The sequence below is a fragment of the Methyloceanibacter sp. genome, assembly GCF_051306395.1.
In the GTDB taxonomy this organism is placed as follows: Bacteria; Pseudomonadota; Alphaproteobacteria; order Rhizobiales; family Methyloligellaceae; genus Methyloceanibacter.
Window position 1 is genome coordinate 14,078 of record NZ_JBPPND010000208.1, and the last position, 19,325, is coordinate 33,402.

The window sequence follows — 19,325 nt, forward strand, 5'->3', positions numbered from 1 at the left end:
CTCCTCACTCCACTTACTCCGCGCAGATGACGGCTAGGCCGATGGCCCAGGGAACGGGCCGAGCCCATTTCCCCCATTGATTGCCGGCCTTGCGGAAAAGGTGGCGCCCCTGGCCGAACACTAGCTTGGCGCACTCGCGCAAAGCATAAGCGCAGCGCGCCGCTGTCATCGTGATTCCAAGACGCCAGTCGTCAGGGCCCGCGATGACGGTGCCCATGGCCTTCCAGTCGTTCCAAAATCCCTGGAGGACATGGCCGTCTTCGGTCGTGGCGGCGTCCATATCGACGGTTTCGCTGTCCTCGTAGAAGGCCTTGATGACGAGATATTCGAGCACCAGCCCCGGGCAGTAGCTCCGATATCGCTCGTCGTAGGCGCCCTTCGGGGTGAAGGCCGTGTCGCGCGCCTGGAGATTTATGCTGACAGCGAGGGGACGATCGTCGAGAAGCAGGGAGTCGATAGTCACCAGCCCGGTTCCATCCTCCCGCGGCGCAAAGGCCGCCCGGGCGAACGCCGCGTCCTTGCTGTTCGAGAGAAACGCGGTGCCTCTCTCGCCCTTCCAACCGGAGTTCTCAAGCTCGAGGAACTGCTCCAATCGCCGTTCGACGAGCGCGCCCGCGCGGGCCCGCTCGAAGCGCAGAGATCCAAGCTCGCGGAGCCGCCGAATGTTGCGCCGGATGTCTTTCAGCCGCCGTTTGGGCAGGACCTGCTGAATGTGACTCTCGATGCCGCTCTCGAGCCGGGTCAAGTGCGGGCGCCGATAGAAGCTCAAGGCAACGCTGCGCAGCGACCGAGCGGTTAGCGCACCGTCAAGCAACTCCACGAACCTCGAGTCGAGGTGCATGTGCCGGAAGCGCCAAAACCGGGGCAAGTCACCTGCGCCGCGAACCGCGTCAAGCCAAGCGCCCAAGACAGGCAGAGCGTGCTCCCGCCGGATGAGCGGCGTGCAGCTATGCTGATAGAGATTGCAGGCGGCATCGGCTGTCTCGAAGGGCAGGCGACGGCGCCTGAAGGGGAAAAGGCCGAGAAGGAGGTGCTCGCTCCCTCTGATGACGAGCGCCTCCAAAGGCGTGGCGCTGTCGATCGTCTCGAGGCCTGCGAGGATGACCTCGTGCGAATAGAACGGATTCTCGACCAGCGCATTGGCGGAGAGATCGTCCCATTCCGCCGCATCGAGTTGGGCGAGACCCTCTGCATCGAGGCATTCAACACGCGGCGCGGCTTCGAGCCTCTCATGTTTCATAAGGAATCTCCCGATCATGCGTCGGACGCAGGAGCGACAAGAACGCAGGCAGGACGAGGCCAAGCCGTACGCGCGCGAAATACGCGAGAAGAGCGCCGCGAAGCGCGAGCGCGCTGACTGTGGCGAGCGCCGCGCCGGTAAGGCCGAGGAGCGGAATAAGCGCGAAGTTGAGTGCGATGTTCACCGCAAGGGCCGACAAAAACGCCAGCGAGCAGACCCGCTCCTGCCCAAGCATGTTGAGCACGTCTTCGCCCGGCCCGAAGGCGCAAGAGACGACGATGCCGAGACAGAGCAGCGCAACAATCGGCGCGGCTTGCGCATATTCCGGGCCGAAGGCTGCAAGAAGCTGCGCGGCGAAAAGCGAAAGCAGGAGTGCCCCCATGCCGGTCAGGACCGTCGAGTAGGTTGCCACTTTCCCGATCAGAGCCTGCAACTCGCTGCTCTTGGACCGACCGGCGAGCACGGCATATTTCTGGGCCGTGGCGGCGGTCGCGCCATAGGGGACATAGGCTAGAATTTGCGCGAGACGCGTGGCGGCGAAATAGAAGGCGACGTATTCCGGCGCGACGAAGAGACCGAGGATCAGGATGTCGGCGTTGAGGAGGAGCATCTCGGTGATGTCCGCGCCCGCCATGGGGAGCGCCCTGGTGACCCATCGGTAGAGGTCATAGCGCGGCTGGACGCCGGACAGCGCATCACGCAGATGGCGCCGGAGGAGCGCATACTGGGTGAGGATGCTCGCGACCAACCCGGCGACGGTGAAGCCCATCACCATCAGCGCGTCGGCGCTCCCTCCGAGCGCCAGCAGAGCGAGCAGGCCGAAGATGATGGCGAGATGGCGTACCAAAAAGGCGGGTCCTATGCCGAGCGCGGGCCGGTCGAGGCCCCGGGCGATCGACTCCAAGAAGTCCTGAAGCGCGACCAGCGGAATGGCCGATAACGCAAGGCAGGCGAGAAGCACGTCCGACTTGCTCAGTCCTAGCGGGAAGAAAACGACGACGGCGACTGCGGCGCCCACAAGAACGACACCGACAGCCAGCACAGTGACAAGAGCGGCGCGCAAGAGCCCGGCGATGCTTGCCTGATCCCGCGACGCCGCATATTGCGCCAGGTAGCGGCAGACGAGTTGGCCGCTTCCCGCCGTCGCGGCGTAGCCAAGCACGAGCAGCCAGACGAGCAGGAGCGAGTAGCGTCCGAAATCTTCGGCACCCAGCAGTCGAGAGGCGAGGATTTGCGCGGCAAGGGCAAGCGCCGCGCCGCAGACGCGGATCCCCATGATGCCGACGCCCTGAAGGCGGACGCGCGAAAATGTGCCCGATTCGCTGTTGGTGTCCGTTCGCGCCACGCTTCGTCTCTTCGCTTTCGCGTTAACTCGTTCCCGGCCTGCCACCGCCCACTGCGGAAGCAATAGCCGTGCCAGGCGCCCGGGCGCGCCGGCTTGCTGCGCCTCTGGAGACTACTGAGCCACTTCCTAAGCGGTGATTGACACAGCATCGGAGGTTATGGTTAAGGACTGCCGCCCGTGCAGGCAGCCGCCGGCGGTCTCATTGCGATAGAGACTCGCAGGCGCCGCAACCTCATCCCGCCATCACGAAACGCCTGCCCGGTCGAACGTTGGACCTCGGCCTCATGCCGCTGTCGAAACGAGCGGCATGAGAACGGCTAGAAGTCGAACAGGGCGCGGGTGATGGCGTTGAAGTCGCCGTTCGCGTCTCTGCGCCGGGCAACCGGCCGCTGCGTGGTCTCGGCAACTTCCTCGCTGCCGGGCAGCCCGTAAGGCACGGCACCGCCGCTCAGCGCCGCGGTCATCCGGCGGTCGTGACCGTAGAGGTCACGGAACTGGGCGAGCTTGCCGTCCTCCTCCACCCTGGCCGTGAAATAGGTCAGGTAGACCGGGATGTGCTGCTTCAGCAGGATCTTGTTCGAGTCGATATTCCCGTGCATGGCGGCGTTGACCCGCGAAGCGTCCCAGCCCTGATCATGCCCGAGGAGCACAGTCGCGAACTGGTCGGGGTTCTGCACGCGCATGCAACCATGGCTGTTGGCGCGCACCGCGTTGGCGAACAGATGCTTCTGCGTGGTGTCGTGCAGATAGACATCGTGGGTGTTCGGGAAGCGGAACTTGACGAGACCGAGCACGTTGTTAGATCCCGGCGGCTGGTAGACCTCGTAACGGCGGATGTCGGACCGGCTCCAATCGATCGTGTCGGGATCGATGTCGCGCCCATTCGCGCCACGAATGCGCAAGCCTTGGCGCTTTAGGATGGCCGTGTCCCAACCGCCGCCGAAGAAGCCGCCGCCCCTATAGAGATAAGGCGCGATCTCCTCGGACTTGATGGAGGTCGGCACGTACCAGTTCGGGCGGAAGACGATCTCTTCCATCTCGTCGTTGAAGACAGGGGTCTGCTTATTGGTCTTGCCCACGACCACGCGGGTTTCCCAAACGACGGCGTCATCCCCAACGACGCGGAGCTTGAACTCGGGGATGTTGACGTCGACGTAGAAGGCGCCGAGATCCTGCGGCAGCCAGCGCCAGCGCTCCATATTGACCAGCAGGAGATTGATCTTGTCCTGGCCGCTGAGCTGCGGGGCCGACTGACCGTTCAGCATCTGCCGCGTACCGGAGCCGACGATGCCGTCCGGATGGCCGCCCTTGGACTTCTGGAACTCCCGGACCGCCTCGAGCAACTGCTGGTCATAGAGGTACTCGTTGCCGCCCGCCTTGACCGGAACCTCGAGACGCTTCCGCAGCAAAGCCACCTGGCCATGCTCGACGCCGAGCTTGAGCAGCGGACCGTTGGGGATGACCACCACGCCGGTCTCGGACGACTCGGCCTGGTTGCCGCCGCGCTCGGCGAGCAGCGCCTTGCGCAGCGCCTCGAATTGCGGATGGTTCGGCTGGAAGCTGCGCAGATAAGCCGCCGGGTCCGAGCGGATGGCGATAAAGCTGATCACTTCCGCGGGCTCTGGCAGGAAGAGCTTGGGATCGAGGTTCTTGCTCAGGCTCTGGGGCTTGATGCGTCCGCCCCGAGCGTCCTGGGCATACTCCACCACGGCGGAACTGATCTTGAGTTCGGCGTCGGCCAGCTGCTCGACGGCATCCGGCGCGGCCGGGTCGAAGCTCGCGATCTGAGGAAGTCTGTAGTCGGCGGCGCGCAGGCCGTAATCGTCGGCCTTGGCGATCTCGCCTATGACCGCCTTGCCGCGGTCGGTGATGCCGCTGTCGTCGACCCAGAGGAGCCGCCGGTCCGGCACGGAGTAATATTCGGCCAAGGCGATCTGCTCGGCCACGTCCCCCATGGACTTGACGCCAAGCTGGTCCTGGATGGCGATCCTGACCGCTTCGGTCTTGGTGATCAGCTCGGCCGGCCCGTCAGGCTCAGCCGCTAAACCCGGAGTGCCGACCGAGGCCGCCAGAATCAGCGCCAAGGCAATTCGTCTCATAGTTTGCTCCCTCTGGCCCCTATTTGAAGGCCTAGGCTCATTTCAGAGCCCTAGCCCTCCCCGTCGCTCGGCACGCCGATTATGCTCTGTCCGACTTCAGGAGACCACCGAAATCAGGCCCTGAAATGGCACGGTTCACGCGGAAATGAGCGGCACGGGGAGGCCTTACGCCTAATGGGGCCGGCTGAAATGGCCGAGCTGCGCCGTCGGCGTCAAAGAGCTGAAATCGGCGCGGCTCATATGCACCAAGGTGGCATGGTCGCCGGCCTCGAAATAGATTTCCGGCTGCGAATTGATGTCCTCGTCGACCACCACGTCCAGCCCATAGCACTCGCCGACAGCGGGAACCGCGCCGTCGACGCAATCGTCGAAGAGCTCCACGATTTCACGCTCGCTGGCGAATTCCACGTCGTCGCCGAATTGGCGTCTGAGCTCGGACAGACGGATGTGATGGGAGGCGGGCAGCAGCGCGAGCGCATAGCCATGGGCATCGCGCAGCAACACGGCCTTGGCCAGGCGATCACCCGGGATACGGCTAGCGCTGGCGGCCCGCACGGACGATGGCGTGCGTTCGTGTTGCAGGACGTCGTATTTGACGTTCTTGGCGGCGAGATATTTCGCAACCGTGGGGGCAATGGCCATGACGGAACCTCCTTCGCGACTGATCAGCATCGCAAAGCGCGAGATCCCCCCGCCAACGCCTCACGCCAGCGGCTTTCCCTCAACGGCAGCATACACCCGACAGTTCCCCGGTCACAATATGACCTTTGCCCCGCCAATTTTCGCAAGGGCTTAGCCGGCGAGCGCCGTATCCAGGAACTCGGTGCAGGAGACCAGCTTGCCGTCCTCGAGCTCGAGGAAATCGGCGAGCTCGGTGGTGTAGGACTGGCCGGAGGTAACGAGATGGACGGTCGCCCGCCAGCGTATGGCGGCCTTGTTGCCGTCGATCACCCGGTCGAGGATGGCGAAATCTTCAAGCGCAAGCGTATCGACGATGGTCTGCATGAGCCCCATGACCGCCTCGTGGCCTTCTGCTAGGGCGGCGAGCATGCTGAACTCGGGCGAACCCGCGATCTGGAACCTGGCATTGCCGGCAAAGCTTTCCGCGAGCGCCGCCATGTCGCCGTCGACCCGCGCGGCGTAGAACGTCTCGATGAAGGCTTCCATCTCGCTGCGGTCCATCCGGGCTCTCCTTTGCGCGGTGTCGCTGTTACCTGGCCCTTGTCGCTTTCGGCGGCGGACCGGGGCGCGCTTTTTGGCAGGCGCGGTCTTCGCTTTGGCCGTGGGCTTCTTGGCCGGCTTGAGTGCCTGACCCGACAGGTCGCCCTGGGTCGGGTCTACTCCGCGCGCGTCGCTCCGCCAGTCGAGACGTGAGGGTTGCGTAGCGGGTGATCAGCATGGAGGCTGTCCCTCCCCTTCGCAGGCGTCATTCCCGCGACAGCGGGAATCCAGTAACCACCATGCTTAGCTCATCTGGTGACGCCTGGGTTACTGGATTGCCCGGTCAAGCCGGGCAATGACGAGGACAGGAGGAGCCCCCTCTCCCGCCGCGACGTCAGTTCTTGGCTTTGTCGACCATCTTGCGCTCGGCGATCCACGGCATCATGTCGCGAAGCTTCTTACCCACAACTTCCATGTCGTGGCTGTCGCATTTAGCGCGCATGGCCTTGAAGCTCGGCTGATTGATCTTGTTCTCGAGCATCCACTCCTTGACGAACTTGCCGGACTGGATGTCGGTCAGCACCTCTTTCATGGCCGCCTTGCTGGCTTGGTTCACGACGCGCGGGCCGGAGACATACTCGCCATACTCGGCGGTGTTGGACACCGAGTAGTTCATGTTGGCGATGCCGCCTTCGTAGATAAGGTCGACGATCAGCTTCACCTCGTGGACGCATTCGAAATAGGCCATCTCCGGCGCGTAGCCCGCCTCGATGAGCGTCTCGTAGCCGTTGCGCATCAGTTCGACCAGGCCGCCGCACAGCACTGACTGCTCGCCGAACAGATCGGTCTCGCATTCCTCGCGGAAGGTGGTCTCGATGATGCCGGCGCGGCCGCCGCCGATGGCGGACGCGTAGGACAGCGACAGATCGTGGGCGTTGCCGGTGGCGTCCTGTGCAATGGCGACCAGGCAAGGAACGCCGGCGCCGCGCGAATATTCGGCGCGCACCGTATGGCCCGGGCCCTTCGGGGCCACCATGCAGACATCCATGTCGGCGCGCGGCTCGATCAGATTGAAATGAATGTTGAGGCCGTGGGCGAAGAACAGCGCCGAGCCTTCCTTCATGTTGGGCTTGAGGTCGTTCTGCCAGATCTCGCCCTGCAGCTCGTCCGGGGTGAGCATCATCACCACGTCGGCCCATTTGGCGGCATCGGCCACTGACATGACCTTCAGCCCGGCACCTTCTGCTTTCGCGGCGGACTTCGAGCCCGGGCGCAGGCCCACGGCAACCTCGGCGACGCCGGATTCCTTCAGGTTCAGCGCGTGCGCGTGTCCCTGGCTGCCATAGCCGATGATGGCGACCTTCTTGCCCTTGATCAGATTGAGATCGGCATCCCGATCGTAATAGACGCGCATACCTGTTCCCCTACGTATGAAGTCCTGAGTGGTGGTTCGGCCCGGGTTTTGCCGCCCTGGCCGCGAAAAAACAAGTGGCGGATTACATCCGCTCCGGGCCGCGGGCGATGGCGGCCAGCCCCGTGCGGCAGACCTCGACGAGGCCCAGCGGCTGCATCAGCGCGATGAATTCCTCGATGCGCGATTGCTCGCCCGTGATCTCGAACACGAAATGCCCGGTGGAAGAGTCGATGATCTGGGCGTGAAACGCCTCGGCCAGACTCAGCGCCTCGACCCGCTTCTCGCCGGTGCCGGCCACCTTGAGCAACGCCAGCTCGCGCTCGATCGGGTGGCCCAGCACGGTGAGGTCCGTGACCGAGTGGATCGGAACCAGCCGGTCGAGCTGATGCTTGATCTGCTCGATGACCATGGGCGTGCCGGTGGTGACGATGGTGATGCGGCTGAGATGGGCCTCGTGCTCGGTCTCCGACACGGTGAGCGACTCGATGTTGTAGCCGCGGCCCGCGAACAGGCCGATGACGCGCGCGAGCACGCCGGGCTCATTGTCCACGAGCACGCTCATCGTGTGTGTCTCGCTCTTCTCCTTGTGAGTCTCGAGCGAATAGGCCGATCCGGGCTGAGCCATCAGACCATCACCTTGCCTTCTTCGGTGATGGCGTTTTCGAGGTCCTGCTCGGTGACGTCGTCACCCAGCAGCATGTTGTTATGCGCCTCCCCGCTCGGGATCATGGGGAAGCAATTGGCATGCTTGTCGACCCGGCAATCGAAGATCACGGGCCGCGGCGTCTCGATCATCTCCAGAATCTTGTCGTCGAGCTCGGACGGCTTCTCGGCCCGGATGCCGACGCCCTGATAGGCTTCCGCCAGCTTGACGAAATCGGGCAAGGCTTCCGAGTAGGAGTGGGAGTAGCGCCCGCCATGGAGCAGCTCCTGCCACTGGCGGACCATGCCCATGTACTCGTTGTTCAGGATAAAGATCTTGATGGGCAGATCGTACTGAACCGCCGTGGACATCTCCTGCATGGTCATGAGCACCGAGGCCTCGCCGGCGATGTCTATGACGAGGCTGTCCGGATGCGCCATCTGCACGCCGACCGCGGCCGGGATGCCATAGCCCATGGTGCCGAGCCCGCCTGAAGTCATCCAGCGGTTGGGCTCGTCGAAATGGAAGTGCTGCGCCGCCCACATCTGGTGCTGGCCGACTTCCGTGGTGATGTAGACGTCCTTGCCGCGGGTGAGCGCGAACAGCCGCTCGATGGCGTATTGCGGCATGATCACGTCGTCGCGCTTCTTGTAGTGCAGGCAATTGCGCGCGCGCCATTTGTCGATCTGGCCCCACCAGGTCTTCAGCGCCGGCTTGTCGACCTTGGGGCTCTTCTTCTTCCAGGCCGCGAGCATCTGATTGAGCACGTGATCGCAGTCGCCGACGATCGGGATATCGACCGTGACGTTCTTGTTGATCGAGGACGGATCGACATCGACGTGGATCTTCTTGGAGCCCGGCGAGAAAGCATCGATCCGCCCGGTGATGCGGTCGTCGAAGCGCGCGCCGATGCAGATCATCACGTCGCAATCGTGCATGGCGTTGTTGGCCTCGTAGGTGCCATGCATGCCGAGCATGCCGAGCCACTGCTTATCCGAGGCCGGATAGGCGCCAAGCCCCATGAGAGTCGAGGTGATGGGGTAGCCCGTTATGTGGACGAGCTCGCGCAAGCGTTCGCTGGCCGAAGGACCGGCGTTGATGACGCCACCGCCCGTGTAGAAGATCGGACGTTTGGCGTTCGCCATCAGCTCGACGGCAGCCTCCACGGCGGCGGGGTCGCCCTCTTTCGGGGGGCGGTAGCTCTTGTGCTGCGAGTTCGACAGGCCCGTGTAAGTGCCTTTGGCGAACTGGATGTCCTTGGGGATGTCCACGACGACGGGACCGGGCCGGCCGGAGCGCGCGACGTAGAACGCCTCGTGCAGGACCCGCGCCAGGTGATCGACGTCCTTCACCAGATAATTGTGCTTGGTGCAGGGGCGCGTGATGCCGACCGTATCGCATTCCTGGAAGGCGTCGTTGCCGATGAGATGTGTCGGAACCTGCCCGGTGATGCAGACCACGGGAATCGAATCCATCAGCGCATCGGTGAGACCCGTGACCGCGTTGGTGGCGCCGGGACCCGACGTCACCAGGACGACGCCGACCTTGCCGGTGGAGCGCGCATAGCCTTCCGCCGCATGCACGGCGCCCTGCTCGTGGCGCACAAGCACGTGCTTCAGCCGGTCCTGCTGGAACAGCTCGTCATAGATCGGCAGCACCGCTCCGCCGGGATAGCCGAAGATGTGCTCGACGCCTTGGTCGGCGAGAGCCTGAAGCACGATCTGGGCGCCTGTCATCGAGGCAGACATGTCTCTACTCACTGGCAAAACCGAGCCCAAGCGGCTGGAACCAGCCGCTGCCCGGTGGAAAACATAAGGTAATGGCGGGAAACGCCGGATTAAGGCGCGCACCCTAAGGCGTCGATGTCACAGGGTCAACGAGAAACGCGAATGAATGGCAAGTTTCTCTGACCTTATCTTTCCATAAATTACCCTTTGTCGCACCGGACTATTTCATTGTTGCGCGGGCAGGCTTCTCCCGGGGCGGCGCCGCGCCTCAAGCGACAACCGTCCTAGACATTGGCCTGCGATCCGCCTATGTCCCTACCGCTTTGAGGGCACAATGCGGCGCCGCGGTTAGCGCGCACGCGGCAACCATCCAACACTCTTCCACGCACCTGGTCTGAATGCAGCAATCTGCAAGTTCAGAAACGAATGTTGCCAACGGCAATGGCAACGGCGACGGCAATGGCGCGCCGGCGCTGAGCAAGCGCGCGTTCTGGGCGCTGACCTTCGGCTCCATTGGCGTCGTCTATGGCGATATCGGCACGAGCCCGCTCTATGCGCTCCGCGTGGCGGTGCTGGCGGCCAGCGGCGAGCACGGCATCGTCACCCAAGCCGCCGTCTACGGCGTGCTGTCGCTGATCTTCTGGTCGCTGCTCATCGTCGTGACGTTGAAATACGTGCTGATCCTGCTGCGGGCGGACAATAACGGCGAAGGCGGCACGCTGGCGCTGACGGCCTTGGCCTTTACCGCGGTCGGCAAGCGCACACCGCTGGTGCTCGCGCTCGGCATTCTCGGCGCGGCGATGTTCTACGGCTCCACGCTCATCACGCCGGCCCTGTCGGTGTTATCGGCGGTGGAAGGCCTCAATGTCGCGACGGACGCGTTCGAACCTTACGTGCTGCCGATTACCGTGGTCATTCTCGTGGCGCTGTTCTCGGTGCAGAGCCACGGCACGGCGCGGGTGTCGGCCCTGTTCGCCCCGATCACCACGGTCTGGTTTCTCGTCATCGCGACCGCCGGCGCCGCCGAGATCGCCGCCAACCCGCGCATCCTCTACGCGCTCAATCCCTATTACGGGATCGAGTTTCTGCTGACCCACGGCATTATCGGGCTTGTCACGCTCGGCGCCGTGTTCCTCGTGGTGACGGGCTCCGAGGCGCTTTACAACGATCTCGGCCATTTCGGCCGGAAGCCGATCCAGACCGCCTGGCTCTATCTCGTGCTGCCGGCGCTGCTCTTGAACTATTTCGGCCAAGGCGCGCTCGTGCTCCTGAAACCCGAAACGATCTCAAACCCGTTCTATCTGCTGTTTCCCGAATGGGCCCTCTATCCCATGGTGGCGCTCGCCACGATGGCGACGGCCATCGCCAGCCAAGCGGTCATCACCGGCGCCTACTCCATCACCAGGCAAGGCATGCAACTCGGCCTGCTGCCGCGCATGGAGGTGCGTCACACCTCGGAGTCCCAGGCCGGCCAAATCTACATGCCGCGGGTGAACTGGCTGCTGCTCGTCGGCGTGCTGCTGCTCGTCTTCATGTTCAGGTCCTCAAGCGAGCTGGCATCCGCCTACGTGCTCGCCGTGGCGGCGACCGAATGGGTTGCGGGCATTCTCGGCTTCATCGTGATTTGGAAGCTGTGGCGCTGGAAGCTGATCTGGGTGATCGCGGTGATGGTGCCGCTCATCTTCGTCGACACGGAGTTTGTCATGGCCAGCATGCTCAACCTGTTCGAGGGCGCCTGGCTGCCGGTGCTCGTCGGCGTGATGCTGGTTATCGTCATGGTGACTTGGCGCCGGGGTACGCGGCTTCTCGCCCAGAAGACGCGGCGGGTGGAAGTGCCGTTCGAGCCCTTGATCAAAAACCTCGAAGAGAAGCCGCCATATATCGTGCCGGGAACGGCGGTGTTCCTGACCTCAGATCCGGACTTCGCACCCACGGCGCTGTTGCATAACCTCAAGCACAACAAGGTGCTCCACGAGCACAATGTGATCTTGACCATCAAAAACGAGGACATTCCCCGGGTGAAGACGGAGAACCGTGTTCAGATGGAAACGGTGAGCGACAAATTCATGCGCGTCACCTTGCATTTCGGTTTCATGGAACGGCCCAACGTGCCGAAAGCACTCGCCATCGCCCGGCGGCAAGGCTGGCAGTTCGACATCATGTCGACGTCGTTCTTCCTGTCGCGCCGTTCGGTGCGGCCCGACCTGCGCTCTGGGATGCCGCAATGGCAGGACCAGCTTTACGTCTACCTCGCCCATAACGCCGACGATGCGTCGAGCTATTTCCAACTGCCCACGGACCGGGTGGTGGAGATCGGCACGCAAGTCACGGTGTAGCCGTTAGAAGCCGATGCGCTCGGCGGTCCGTGCCGCACTGTCCCCATTGGGGACCCACTCCCAGTCCGCCATGAACCGCTTCAGCCAGGTCATCTGCCGCTTGGCATAGCGCCGGCTCTCGGTCTTGGCCTTGGTTGCCGCCTCCTCCAGGGAGAGTGCTCCGGCAAGGTGGCCCGCAAGCTCACGGACGCCAAGGGCGCGCATCAGGGGGAGGCCTTCGTCGAGCCGCAAAGACGCAAGCGCCTCGACTTCCTCCAACGCGCCCTGTTCGACCATGCGGTCGAACCGCGCATCGATCGCCGCATAAATCGCGTCGCGTTCCGGCGCGACGACGAGCTTCAACACCGCATCGTCCTTGAGAATGGGCGAGCCCGCGGTGCCCTGCCAGTCGGCGAGCGAGACGCCGGTGGCGTCGATCACTTCCAGGGCGCGGACGATACGCTGCGGATCGCTGGGCGGGAGCCGCGCGGCCATGACGGCATCGCGGGCGGCGAGTTCGCGGTGGAGTTCGCCGGCGGCAAGCGTCGCCGCCCTCTCACGCCAAAGGTCCCGCGTCTCCTGGGGGATCTCGGGGACGGGCGCCAAGCCTTCAAGGAGCGTCTTGAAGTAGAGCCCGGTACCGCCCACGAGGATCGGTACGCGGCCTTCGGTTCTGGCTTCGGCGATGGCGCCCGCGGCATCGCCGAGCCACCGGCCCACGGAATAGGCTTCCGCCGCCGGGACCGTGCCGTAGAGGCGATGGGGGATCGCCACGAGGTCGGCGGCGTCCGGCCGCGCGGTGAGGACGCGAAGCTCGCGATAAACTTGCATGGAGTCGGCGTTGATGATCATGCCGCCCAAGGCCCGCGCCAGCGCGAGCGCCGCGGCCGACTTGCCGCTTGCGGTGGGTCCGGCGATAAGGACGGCTTCGGTCACGGCGCTTCAGGGATCATTTGCTGCATAGCCACTACTTGCTGCAGAGCCATGGCCGACCCCGCGTCAGCTTGTCGGCACGGCGACGAAGCGCAGCTCGCCCTTGGCGTCGGACAGCAACAAAAGCACGCGGCCCCGGCCGGAGCGCTTCACGGCGCGCAACCGATCGATAACGTCATGGGGCTGGTGCACCTCTTCCTGGGTGACCTCCACGATCACGTCGCCGGCCTTGACGTTCTTCCTGGCCGCCGGGCTGTCGGGCACCACATCGGTGATGACCACGCCGTCGATCTTGTCGCTGATGTCGTATTTCTCGCGCAGGTCGTCGGTCAGCGGCGCGATGGTGAGGCCCAGAAGGTCCTCGCCGTCGGGCGGCACCGGGAGCGTCTCCTCGATCTCGTCCTCGTCCTCATCGTCTTCTTCAGGAAGCCGGCCGATCTTCACGGTGATGTCCAAGGTCTTCCCGCCGCGCAGCAGCCTCACCGGAACATCCTTGTCGATCGCGGTGCCGACGACGGCGCGCGGCAGATCGCGCATGCTTTCGATCGGCTGACCGTCGAAGTCGAGGATCACGTCTCCCGCTTCGATGCCGGCGGCGGCGGCGGGCCCGTCCGGCGCTACGGAGGCGACCAGCGCTCCCATGGGCTCGGCCAGCCCCAGGCCCTCGGCGATCTCCTCGGTGACGCTTTGGACGTGAACGCCGAGCCAGCCGCGGCGCGTCTCGCCATATTCTTTCAGTTGGTTCAGGACCTTGGTCGCCGTGTTGGAGGGCACGGCGAAGCCGATGCCGATCGAGCCGCCGGTCGGCGAAATGATGGCGGTGTTCACGCCGATCACCTCGCCCTCCATGTTGAAAAGCGGTCCGCCGGAATTGCCGCGGTTGATGGCGGCGTCGGTCTGAATGAAATCGTCGTAGGGGCCTGCGTTGATGTCGCGCTTGGTGGCCGAGATGATGCCGACGGTCACGCTGCCGCCGAGGCCGAAGGGATTGCCGATGGCCATCACCCAATCGCCGACGCGCATGACCGAGGAATTGCCGAAGGAGACCGCCTTAAGAGGCTCCTTGGGCTCGACCTTCAGAAGCGCCAGATCGGTCTTGGGATCGTGGCCCAGGATCTTGGTCACCTTCAGCTTGGAGCCGTCGATGAAGTTGACGATGATTTCGTCGGCGCCCTCGATGACGTGATTGTTGGTGACGATGAGCCCGGACGGGTCGATGACGAAGCCGGAGCCGAGCGAACTCACCTTGCGGGGCGTGCCGTCGGGGCCCTCGTCATCGAAAAAATCGTCGAAGAACTCCTCGAAGGGCGAGCCTTTTGGGCCCTTGCGCATGGGCCCGGGTTCGCCCGGCCCTTGCAGCGTCTGGGTGGTGGAGATGTTGACCACCGCATCTTGCAAGCCTTCGGCGACATCGGCGACGGAGGCAGGCCCACGGGCAAGGCCGGGAACGGCCGCCAGCAGCAGGCAAAACCCCACGGCCCAAGCCGCGCCCGTCAGTGCGCGCCGCGTTGTCCGGTCCTGGCGTTTCCCTCGACACATCGCTTCAAGCACTCCCGCATGCTCCGCCGGCCGGGACCGGCGCGGGCGCCATTCTAGCGAAAATCGCACGATGCGAGCAGGAAACCGTGGCTGTGCGGCTCGAACCGGACATGGCTAGCCGCGCGCCATCCAGACAATGAACACGCCGGCCGCGACGGCTAAGGTGCCGGCGAGGCGCAAGGAGGACTCCGGGGTCTCCGAGGCGGCTTCCAGCAGCTTGCGTCCCATGCGTGGCGCAAGCGCCCAGAGCAGGCCCTCAATCACCAGAACGAGGCCGATGGCGACGGCGAGGTCGTCCATGCCGTCCGCTTTAACCTATGGCGACGGGGTGACCGGGGTCACGCCGTCGACATCGCTCGCATCGGCTTCCCGGTCCTGAGCGCTGGAGTCGGGTTCCTGGTCTGCCGGGGCCGCATCCGAGGCGCTATTGCCCATCTCCTCCACTTCCGGCGCCGGCACGATGTCGGGCAAATCCGGCAGGCCCTCCGGGGCCTCGATCACAGCACCTGCAGCGGCGCCGCCAGCGGAGTCGTTGAAGTACTGGAAGAATTGCGAAGTGGGGCTCAACAGCAACCTGGTGTCGTCTGACTGCAGCGCGCTCTGATAGGCCTGCATGGAGCGGTAGAAGGCGAAGAAGTCGGGGTCCTTGCCGAAGGCTCCGGCGAAGACGGCGTTCTTCTCGGCGTCGCCGTCACCGCGGATACGCTCCGATTCGCCGGTCGCCTCGGCCTTGAGGACCGTGACCTGGCGATCGGCCGTGGCGCGGATGCGCCGCGAGGCTTCCTCACCTTGCGCCCTGATCTCGGCGGCCTCGCGCTGCCGCTCGGTCTGCATGCGGCGGAAGATGGCGAGACTATTGGCCTCCGGCAGATCGGCCCGCTTGATGCGGACGTCCAACACTTTGACGCCAATTCCTTTAGCCTCGGCGTTGACCTGCTCTGTAATCTTCTGCATGAGCGAGTTTCGCTCGTCGCGCACCACGGCCTCGAAGCTCGAAGAACCAAGCACACGACGCAACGATGCCTCGAGGAAGGCGCCAAGTTGCGAGCGGGCGATCCGCTCATCGCTCACCGTCTGATAAAAAAGCAACGGATCGGTGATGCGCCAACGTGCGAAGGCATCGACCACGAGCCGCTTTTGATCGGCGGCAATGACCTCCTGAGGCGCGGAATCGAGATCGAGCAGCCGCTTGTCGAAGTAGCTGACGTTCTGAATAAACGGGATCTTGAACTTCAGGCCCGGCTCGGTGACGAGACGCTTCGGCTTACCAAACTCGAGAACCAGAGCCTGCTGGGTTTGATACACGGTGAACAGCGTCAGATAGGCCGTCACGGCCAGCAGGCCAAAGACGACAAGAACCACGGTGAGAGCGGTGCGTCCCATTATTGACCTCCCCCTTGCGTCGTCGACGGGGCCGGGGTCGAGCGCTGTTTCTGCAATTCAGACAAAGGCAGATACGGCACAACGCCGGAGCCGCCCTTATCGTCGATGATGATCTTGTCGGTGTTGGTCAACACCTCCTGCATCGTGTCGATGAAGATGCGCCGGCGCGTCACATCGGGCGCCTTCTGATATTCCTCCAGCACGTTCTCGAAGCGGTCCGCTTCACCTTTTGCCTCGGCAATCACGCGATCGCGATAGCCCTGCGCGGATTGCAAGATGCGCTCGGCCTCACCGCGGGCTTCCGGAACCACCCGGTTGGCATAGGTCTGCGCCTCGTTCTGCAAACGCTCCTGGTCGGCGCGCGCGGCCTGCACGTCGCGGAACGCGTCGATGACCTGCGCCGGTGGATCGACTTTCTGAAGCTGAACTTGGACGATGCGGATACCGGCCCCGTACCCGTCGAGAATGCGCTGAATGAGCTCCTGCACACTTGCTTCCGTCTCGGCGCGGGCGGCAGTCAGAATCGGCTCAATGTCGCTCTCGCCAACGATCTCGCGCATGGCGCTCTCGGCCACGTCTTTCACAGTGCCTTCGGGATTCTGGATATTGAAGAGATAGTCCGGCGCGTTGCTGATCTGCCAGAGCACCACGAAATCGATATCGACGATGTTCTCATCGCCGGTGAGCATCAGGCTCTCCTCCGGTACGTCGCGGACGCCTGCGGCGAGCTCCCGGTCGGAGGCCCCGCGCATGCCGATCTCGATGCGGTTGATGCGCGTGACCTTGGGCAGCTCCACCTGCTCGATCGGGTACGGCAGGCGGAAGTTCAGACCAGGCGGAAGCTGGCGAATATACTCGCCAAAGCGGAGCACGATGCCGAGCTCGTCGGGGTTCACGCGAACGGTAAAGCCGAAAAAGCCGATGACCATAAGAACCACCACGGCGATCAGCGCCGCAAGCGGGCCACCCATGCGGCCGCCAGGCATTGCCTGGCGCAGCCGGTCTTGGCTCCGGCGCAAAATCTCTTCCAGATCAGGCTGCTGGCCAGGGCCGCCCGGCCGCGGACCCCAGGGCCCGCCATTGCCGCCGCCTTTAAAACCGCCGCCGCCTCCGCTCTGATTGCTCCAAGGCATGATGTCTGTTGTCCTGATTTCGTGTGGGGGTCGCGCGTGGACCCGCCTTTTTGCGATGCGCCGCTCGCAGGGAAGAGTAGGCGCACCAAAATGGCGGTACCGCGACAAGGGTCCCGGGGGTTATAGGCCAGTCATAAGAGCCACGCAATGCGGGCTCCCCCTAGGGTGAAGACCCTCCGCGTGATGGCGCGCCGACACGTTCCAGGATCACGAAGCTGAAATCATGGTCGTCGTGGGGCCCCGCTTCGTGCCGCTCGCGAAAGATTTCGCGCCATTCGTTCCGGTCGAGCTCGGGGAACCAGGTATCGGCGTCCGGGGCGGCATGCACCTCGGTTAGATAGATCCGGCCGGTCTGCGGCAAGACCTCGCGGAACACGTCCTCGCCGCCGATAACCATGATTTCGTTCGCGCCGGTTCGATGCGCGGACTCGCGGGCGGCTTGAAGCCCCTCCTCCAGGCTGTGGGCCATGACGGCGGATGGGGCGACGAAGCCCTCATCGCGGGTCAGCACGATGTTCAGCCGCCCGTCGAGCACGCGCGGCAGCGACTTGAAGGTGCGCCGGCCCATGATCACGGGATTGCCCATGGTCACTTTCCGGAAAAACTTCATGTCGGAGCGCAGGTGCCACGGCAGATCGCCGCCGCGGCCGATGGCGCGGTTCTTACCCATGGCCACGACCATCGCGATGACGGGCTCCGAGGTGTCTTGGCTCACACCGCCACCTCGGCGCGAATCGCCGGGTGCGGGTCATAGCCAACCAGCGCAAAGTCCTCATAGACGAAGTCGAACAAGGACTTGACGTCGGGATTGATCCCCAGGCGTGGCAGCGCGCGCGGGCTCCGCGACAGTTGCTCGTCGGCCTGGTCGACATGATTCAGATAGAGATGCACGTCGCCGAACGTGTGCACGAAGTCCCCGGGCTTAAGGCCCGTCACCTGCGCCACCATCTGGGTGAGCAGCGCGTAAGAGGCGATATTGAACGGCACACCGAGAAAGATGTCCGCCGAACGCTGATAAAGCTGACAGGAGAGCCGCCCGCCGCCCACGTAGAACTGGAACAGGCAATGACAGGGCGGCAAGGCCATGTTCGGGATCTCGCCCGCGTTCCAGGCGCTGACAATGTGGCGGCGGGAGTCGGGATCGCGCTTGATCCCTTCGACCAGCGCTGTGATCTGATCGACAGTCTCGCCGGAGGCCGTGGGCCAGGACCGCCACTGCTTGCCGTAGATAGGCCCGAGCTCGCCGGTCTCGTCCGCCCATTCGTCCCAGATGCGCACGCCATGCTCCTGCAGATAGCGCACATTAGTCGAGCCTTGCAGGAACCAAAGAAGCTCGTGAACGATCGACTTCACGTGCAGCTTCTTGGTGGTCATGAGCGGAAAACCGTCGCTCAGATCGAAGCGCATCTGGGCACCGAACAGGCTCAGCGTCCCGGTGCCGGTGCGGTCCTCCTTGCGAAGGCCCTCATGGCGGATTTGGGCCAGAAGATCGAGATATTGGCGCAATCGGTGTCTTTCCCTATGATCCGGGGAACCCCACATATAAGGGACGGCCCGGCCACGACTCGCCAGGGCCTGTCTGTCGATAGACCCTGCGAATGGAGCATTCAATGCGTCTCATGCCAGTTGTCCTCGCTCTTGGTGTCAGCCTCGGTTTCGCTGCGCCGGCCTCCGCCGCTTATGTGGACATCGAAACGGTGCGCGCCATGGCCTTCGACCGAGGCATCGTCAAGCTCGACGAAATCGAGCTCAAGCGGCGGAAAGGCATCTGGGAGGTCGAGGGAGAGGATGCCTACGGCGAGGAGATCGAGATGGAGATCGACGCGCGCACCGGCCGCATCATTAAGATGAAGCGGGACTGACGCTCCGCGCGCTCCGCCAAGCCCCTGGAACCGCGACTGATTCGCGCGGCATCGCCTGGGGGTTATCGAACCATCAATCTTTTTTTTGCCGCTCGAACAGCCTATATATGAAGGGCTGGTGCAAGCCAGCTATGGCGATAAACGGGCGACGTAATAAGCCACTCGGACCCGGGGGCAGTACCCGGCGCCTCCACCAGGTTTCAGTTTCGCGTACAGAATTTGCGAGAGACACGATGCGAACTGAAACGTGGCGGGGGCGAAACAGGCTCGACGAGGGTGTAAAGGTCGTACTTTTGCTCGGCATGGTATCCGCCGTTATCGGGCCAAACCAAATAGTTGCCAACGACAACTATGCGGAGGCACGTCTCGCTGCGTAGTCAGCGCGATAGCCTAAATTTCAAGCCCTAACCTCCTCGCAGGGGTTAGGCGCGGTTTCGGAGGGCACCGGGCAACAGAAGCCCTCCACTTTATTGACGGGGTGACTGCCTACGTCGCGGGATTTGGAGCGGCGCCGCTCATGGCAGACGACGA

17 protein-coding genes and 1 other RNA gene are annotated in these 19,325 nt (G+C 63.9%); 3 read left to right on the plus strand and 15 right to left on the minus strand.

The genetic code is table 11. The annotated features are described in order from the left end of the window. Positions 1 to 13: 13 nt before the first annotated feature. The 8 genes from ACSLE4_RS10900 to ACSLE4_RS10935 form a co-directional block, all read right to left on the minus strand. Positions 14 to 1,240, minus strand: a complete 1,227-nt coding sequence (locus ACSLE4_RS10900; protein ID WP_435904477.1) for a GNAT family N-acetyltransferase — start codon at positions 1,238 to 1,240, stop codon at positions 14 to 16. Next, positions 1,230 to 2,585, minus strand: coding sequence for an oligosaccharide flippase family protein (locus tag ACSLE4_RS10905; RefSeq protein WP_435904478.1), 1,356 nt, complete (start codon positions 2,583 to 2,585; stop codon positions 1,230 to 1,232). Before ACSLE4_RS10905 ends, ACSLE4_RS10900 begins: the two co-directional genes overlap by 11 nt. A gap of 317 nt (positions 2,586 to 2,902) precedes the next feature. Next, positions 2,903 to 4,684, minus strand: a complete 1,782-nt coding sequence (locus ACSLE4_RS10910; protein ID WP_435904479.1) for a L,D-transpeptidase family protein — start codon at positions 4,682 to 4,684, stop codon at positions 2,903 to 2,905. A gap of 171 nt (positions 4,685 to 4,855) precedes the next feature. Continuing rightward, the gene (locus tag ACSLE4_RS10915) at positions 4,856 to 5,326 is read right to left on the minus strand and encodes an aminoacyl-tRNA deacylase (protein WP_435904480.1); all 471 of its coding nucleotides are present in this window, start codon (positions 5,324 to 5,326) and stop codon (positions 4,856 to 4,858) included. Positions 5,327 to 5,476: 150 nt separating this feature from the next. Then, positions 5,477 to 5,866: a nuclear transport factor 2 family protein gene (locus ACSLE4_RS10920; RefSeq protein WP_435904481.1), complete on the minus strand. Its 390-nt coding sequence runs from the start codon at positions 5,864 to 5,866 to the stop codon at positions 5,477 to 5,479. A 373-nt stretch (positions 5,867 to 6,239) separates the two neighbouring features. After that, positions 6,240 to 7,259 (minus strand): ketol-acid reductoisomerase, encoded by a 1,020-nt coding sequence (gene ilvC / locus ACSLE4_RS10925; RefSeq protein ID WP_435904482.1) that lies wholly within the window; start codon positions 7,257 to 7,259, stop codon positions 6,240 to 6,242. An 82-nt stretch (positions 7,260 to 7,341) separates the two neighbouring features. Next, a complete protein-coding gene (ilvN, locus tag ACSLE4_RS10930; RefSeq protein WP_435904483.1) occupies positions 7,342 to 7,884 on the minus strand; it encodes an acetolactate synthase small subunit in 543 nt (180 codons plus the stop codon). Beyond that, positions 7,884 to 9,650: an acetolactate synthase 3 large subunit gene (locus ACSLE4_RS10935; protein WP_435904484.1), complete on the minus strand. Its 1,767-nt coding sequence runs from the start codon at positions 9,648 to 9,650 to the stop codon at positions 7,884 to 7,886. Before ACSLE4_RS10935 ends, ilvN begins: the two co-directional genes overlap by 1 nt. A 377-nt stretch (positions 9,651 to 10,027) precedes the next feature. Here ACSLE4_RS10935 and ACSLE4_RS10940 point away from each other — a divergent pair, with 377 nt between their 5' ends. Next, positions 10,028 to 11,965, plus strand: a complete 1,938-nt coding sequence (locus ACSLE4_RS10940; protein WP_435904485.1) for a potassium transporter Kup — start codon at positions 10,028 to 10,030, stop codon at positions 11,963 to 11,965. A gap of 3 nt (positions 11,966 to 11,968) precedes the next feature. On the opposite strand, the gene miaA is transcribed toward ACSLE4_RS10940, so the two are convergent. The 7 genes from miaA to ACSLE4_RS10975 all read right to left on the minus strand — a co-directional run bounded on the left by miaA (position 11,969) and on the right by ACSLE4_RS10975 (position 18,438). After that, positions 11,969 to 12,880, minus strand: a complete 912-nt coding sequence (gene miaA / locus ACSLE4_RS10945) for a tRNA (adenosine(37)-N6)-dimethylallyltransferase MiaA (protein ID WP_435904486.1) — start codon at positions 12,878 to 12,880, stop codon at positions 11,969 to 11,971. A gap of 63 nt (positions 12,881 to 12,943) precedes the next feature. Beyond that, positions 12,944 to 14,416, minus strand: a complete 1,473-nt coding sequence (locus tag ACSLE4_RS10950) for a Do family serine endopeptidase (RefSeq protein ID WP_435904487.1) — start codon at positions 14,414 to 14,416, stop codon at positions 12,944 to 12,946. A gap of 114 nt (positions 14,417 to 14,530) precedes the next feature. Further along, a complete protein-coding gene (locus tag ACSLE4_RS10955; RefSeq protein WP_435904488.1) occupies positions 14,531 to 14,716 on the minus strand; it encodes a DUF2065 domain-containing protein in 186 nt (61 codons plus the stop codon). A 15-nt stretch (positions 14,717 to 14,731) separates the two neighbouring features. Beyond that, positions 14,732 to 15,799, minus strand: a complete 1,068-nt coding sequence (hflC, locus tag ACSLE4_RS10960) for a protease modulator HflC (RefSeq protein ID WP_435904489.1) — start codon at positions 15,797 to 15,799, stop codon at positions 14,732 to 14,734. After that, on the minus strand, positions 15,799 to 16,932 hold the full coding sequence (gene hflK / locus ACSLE4_RS10965) for an FtsH protease activity modulator HflK (protein ID WP_435904490.1): 1,134 nt from the start codon (positions 16,930 to 16,932) through the stop codon (positions 15,799 to 15,801). The genes hflC and hflK overlap by 1 nt, the downstream gene beginning before the upstream one ends. Positions 16,933 to 17,092: 160 nt before the next feature. Next, on the minus strand, positions 17,093 to 17,647 hold the full coding sequence (locus ACSLE4_RS10970) for a dihydrofolate reductase (RefSeq protein ID WP_435904491.1): 555 nt from the start codon (positions 17,645 to 17,647) through the stop codon (positions 17,093 to 17,095). Then, positions 17,644 to 18,438, minus strand: a complete 795-nt coding sequence (locus tag ACSLE4_RS10975) for a thymidylate synthase (RefSeq protein ID WP_435904492.1) — start codon at positions 18,436 to 18,438, stop codon at positions 17,644 to 17,646. Before ACSLE4_RS10975 ends, ACSLE4_RS10970 begins: the two co-directional genes overlap by 4 nt. A gap of 104 nt (positions 18,439 to 18,542) precedes the next feature. On the opposite strand from ACSLE4_RS10975, the gene ACSLE4_RS10980 reads away from it, so the two are divergent. Together ACSLE4_RS10980 and ssrA are read left to right on the plus strand one after the other, a co-directional pair. Next, the gene (locus tag ACSLE4_RS10980; RefSeq protein ID WP_435904493.1) at positions 18,543 to 18,794 is read left to right on the plus strand and encodes a PepSY domain-containing protein; all 252 of its coding nucleotides are present in this window, start codon (positions 18,543 to 18,545) and stop codon (positions 18,792 to 18,794) included. Positions 18,795 to 18,869: 75 nt separating this feature from the next. Continuing rightward, positions 18,870 to 19,261: a transfer-messenger RNA gene (gene ssrA, locus ACSLE4_RS10985) on the plus strand. The last annotated feature ends 64 nt before the right edge of the window (positions 19,262 to 19,325 follow it).

Bases quoted from the DNA above. Each gene is read 5' to 3' on its own strand.
- ACSLE4_RS10900 (WP_435904477.1), bottom strand. From the start codon at position 1,240: ATGAAACATGAGAGGCTCGAAGCCGCGCCGCGTGTTGAATGCCTCGAT.
- ACSLE4_RS10910 (WP_435904479.1), bottom strand. From the start codon at position 4,684: ATGAGACGAATTGCCTTGGCGCTGATTCTGGCGGCCTCGGTCGGCACT.
- ACSLE4_RS10915 (WP_435904480.1), bottom strand. From the start codon at position 5,326: ATGGCCATTGCCCCCACGGTTGCGAAATATCTCGCCGCCAAGAACGTC.
- ACSLE4_RS10920 (WP_435904481.1), bottom strand. From the start codon at position 5,866: ATGGACCGCAGCGAGATGGAAGCCTTCATCGAGACGTTCTACGCCGCG.
- ilvC (WP_435904482.1), bottom strand. From the start codon at position 7,259: ATGCGCGTCTATTACGATCGGGATGCCGATCTCAATCTGATCAAGGGC.
- ilvN (WP_435904483.1), bottom strand. From the start codon at position 7,884: ATGGCTCAGCCCGGATCGGCCTATTCGCTCGAGACTCACAAGGAGAAG.
- ACSLE4_RS10935 (WP_435904484.1), bottom strand. From the start codon at position 9,650: ATGTCTGCCTCGATGACAGGCGCCCAGATCGTGCTTCAGGCTCTCGCC.
- ACSLE4_RS10940 (WP_435904485.1), top strand. From the start codon at position 10,028: ATGCAGCAATCTGCAAGTTCAGAAACGAATGTTGCCAACGGCAATGGC.
- ACSLE4_RS10950 (WP_435904487.1), bottom strand. From the start codon at position 14,416: ATGTGTCGAGGGAAACGCCAGGACCGGACAACGCGGCGCGCACTGACG.
- ACSLE4_RS10955 (WP_435904488.1), bottom strand. From the start codon at position 14,716: ATGGACGACCTCGCCGTCGCCATCGGCCTCGTTCTGGTGATTGAGGGC.
- hflC (WP_435904489.1), bottom strand. From the start codon at position 15,799: ATGGGACGCACCGCTCTCACCGTGGTTCTTGTCGTCTTTGGCCTGCTG.
- hflK (WP_435904490.1), bottom strand. From the start codon at position 16,932: ATGCCTTGGAGCAATCAGAGCGGAGGCGGCGGCGGTTTTAAAGGCGGC.
- ACSLE4_RS10980 (WP_435904493.1), top strand. From the start codon at position 18,543: ATGCGTCTCATGCCAGTTGTCCTCGCTCTTGGTGTCAGCCTCGGTTTC.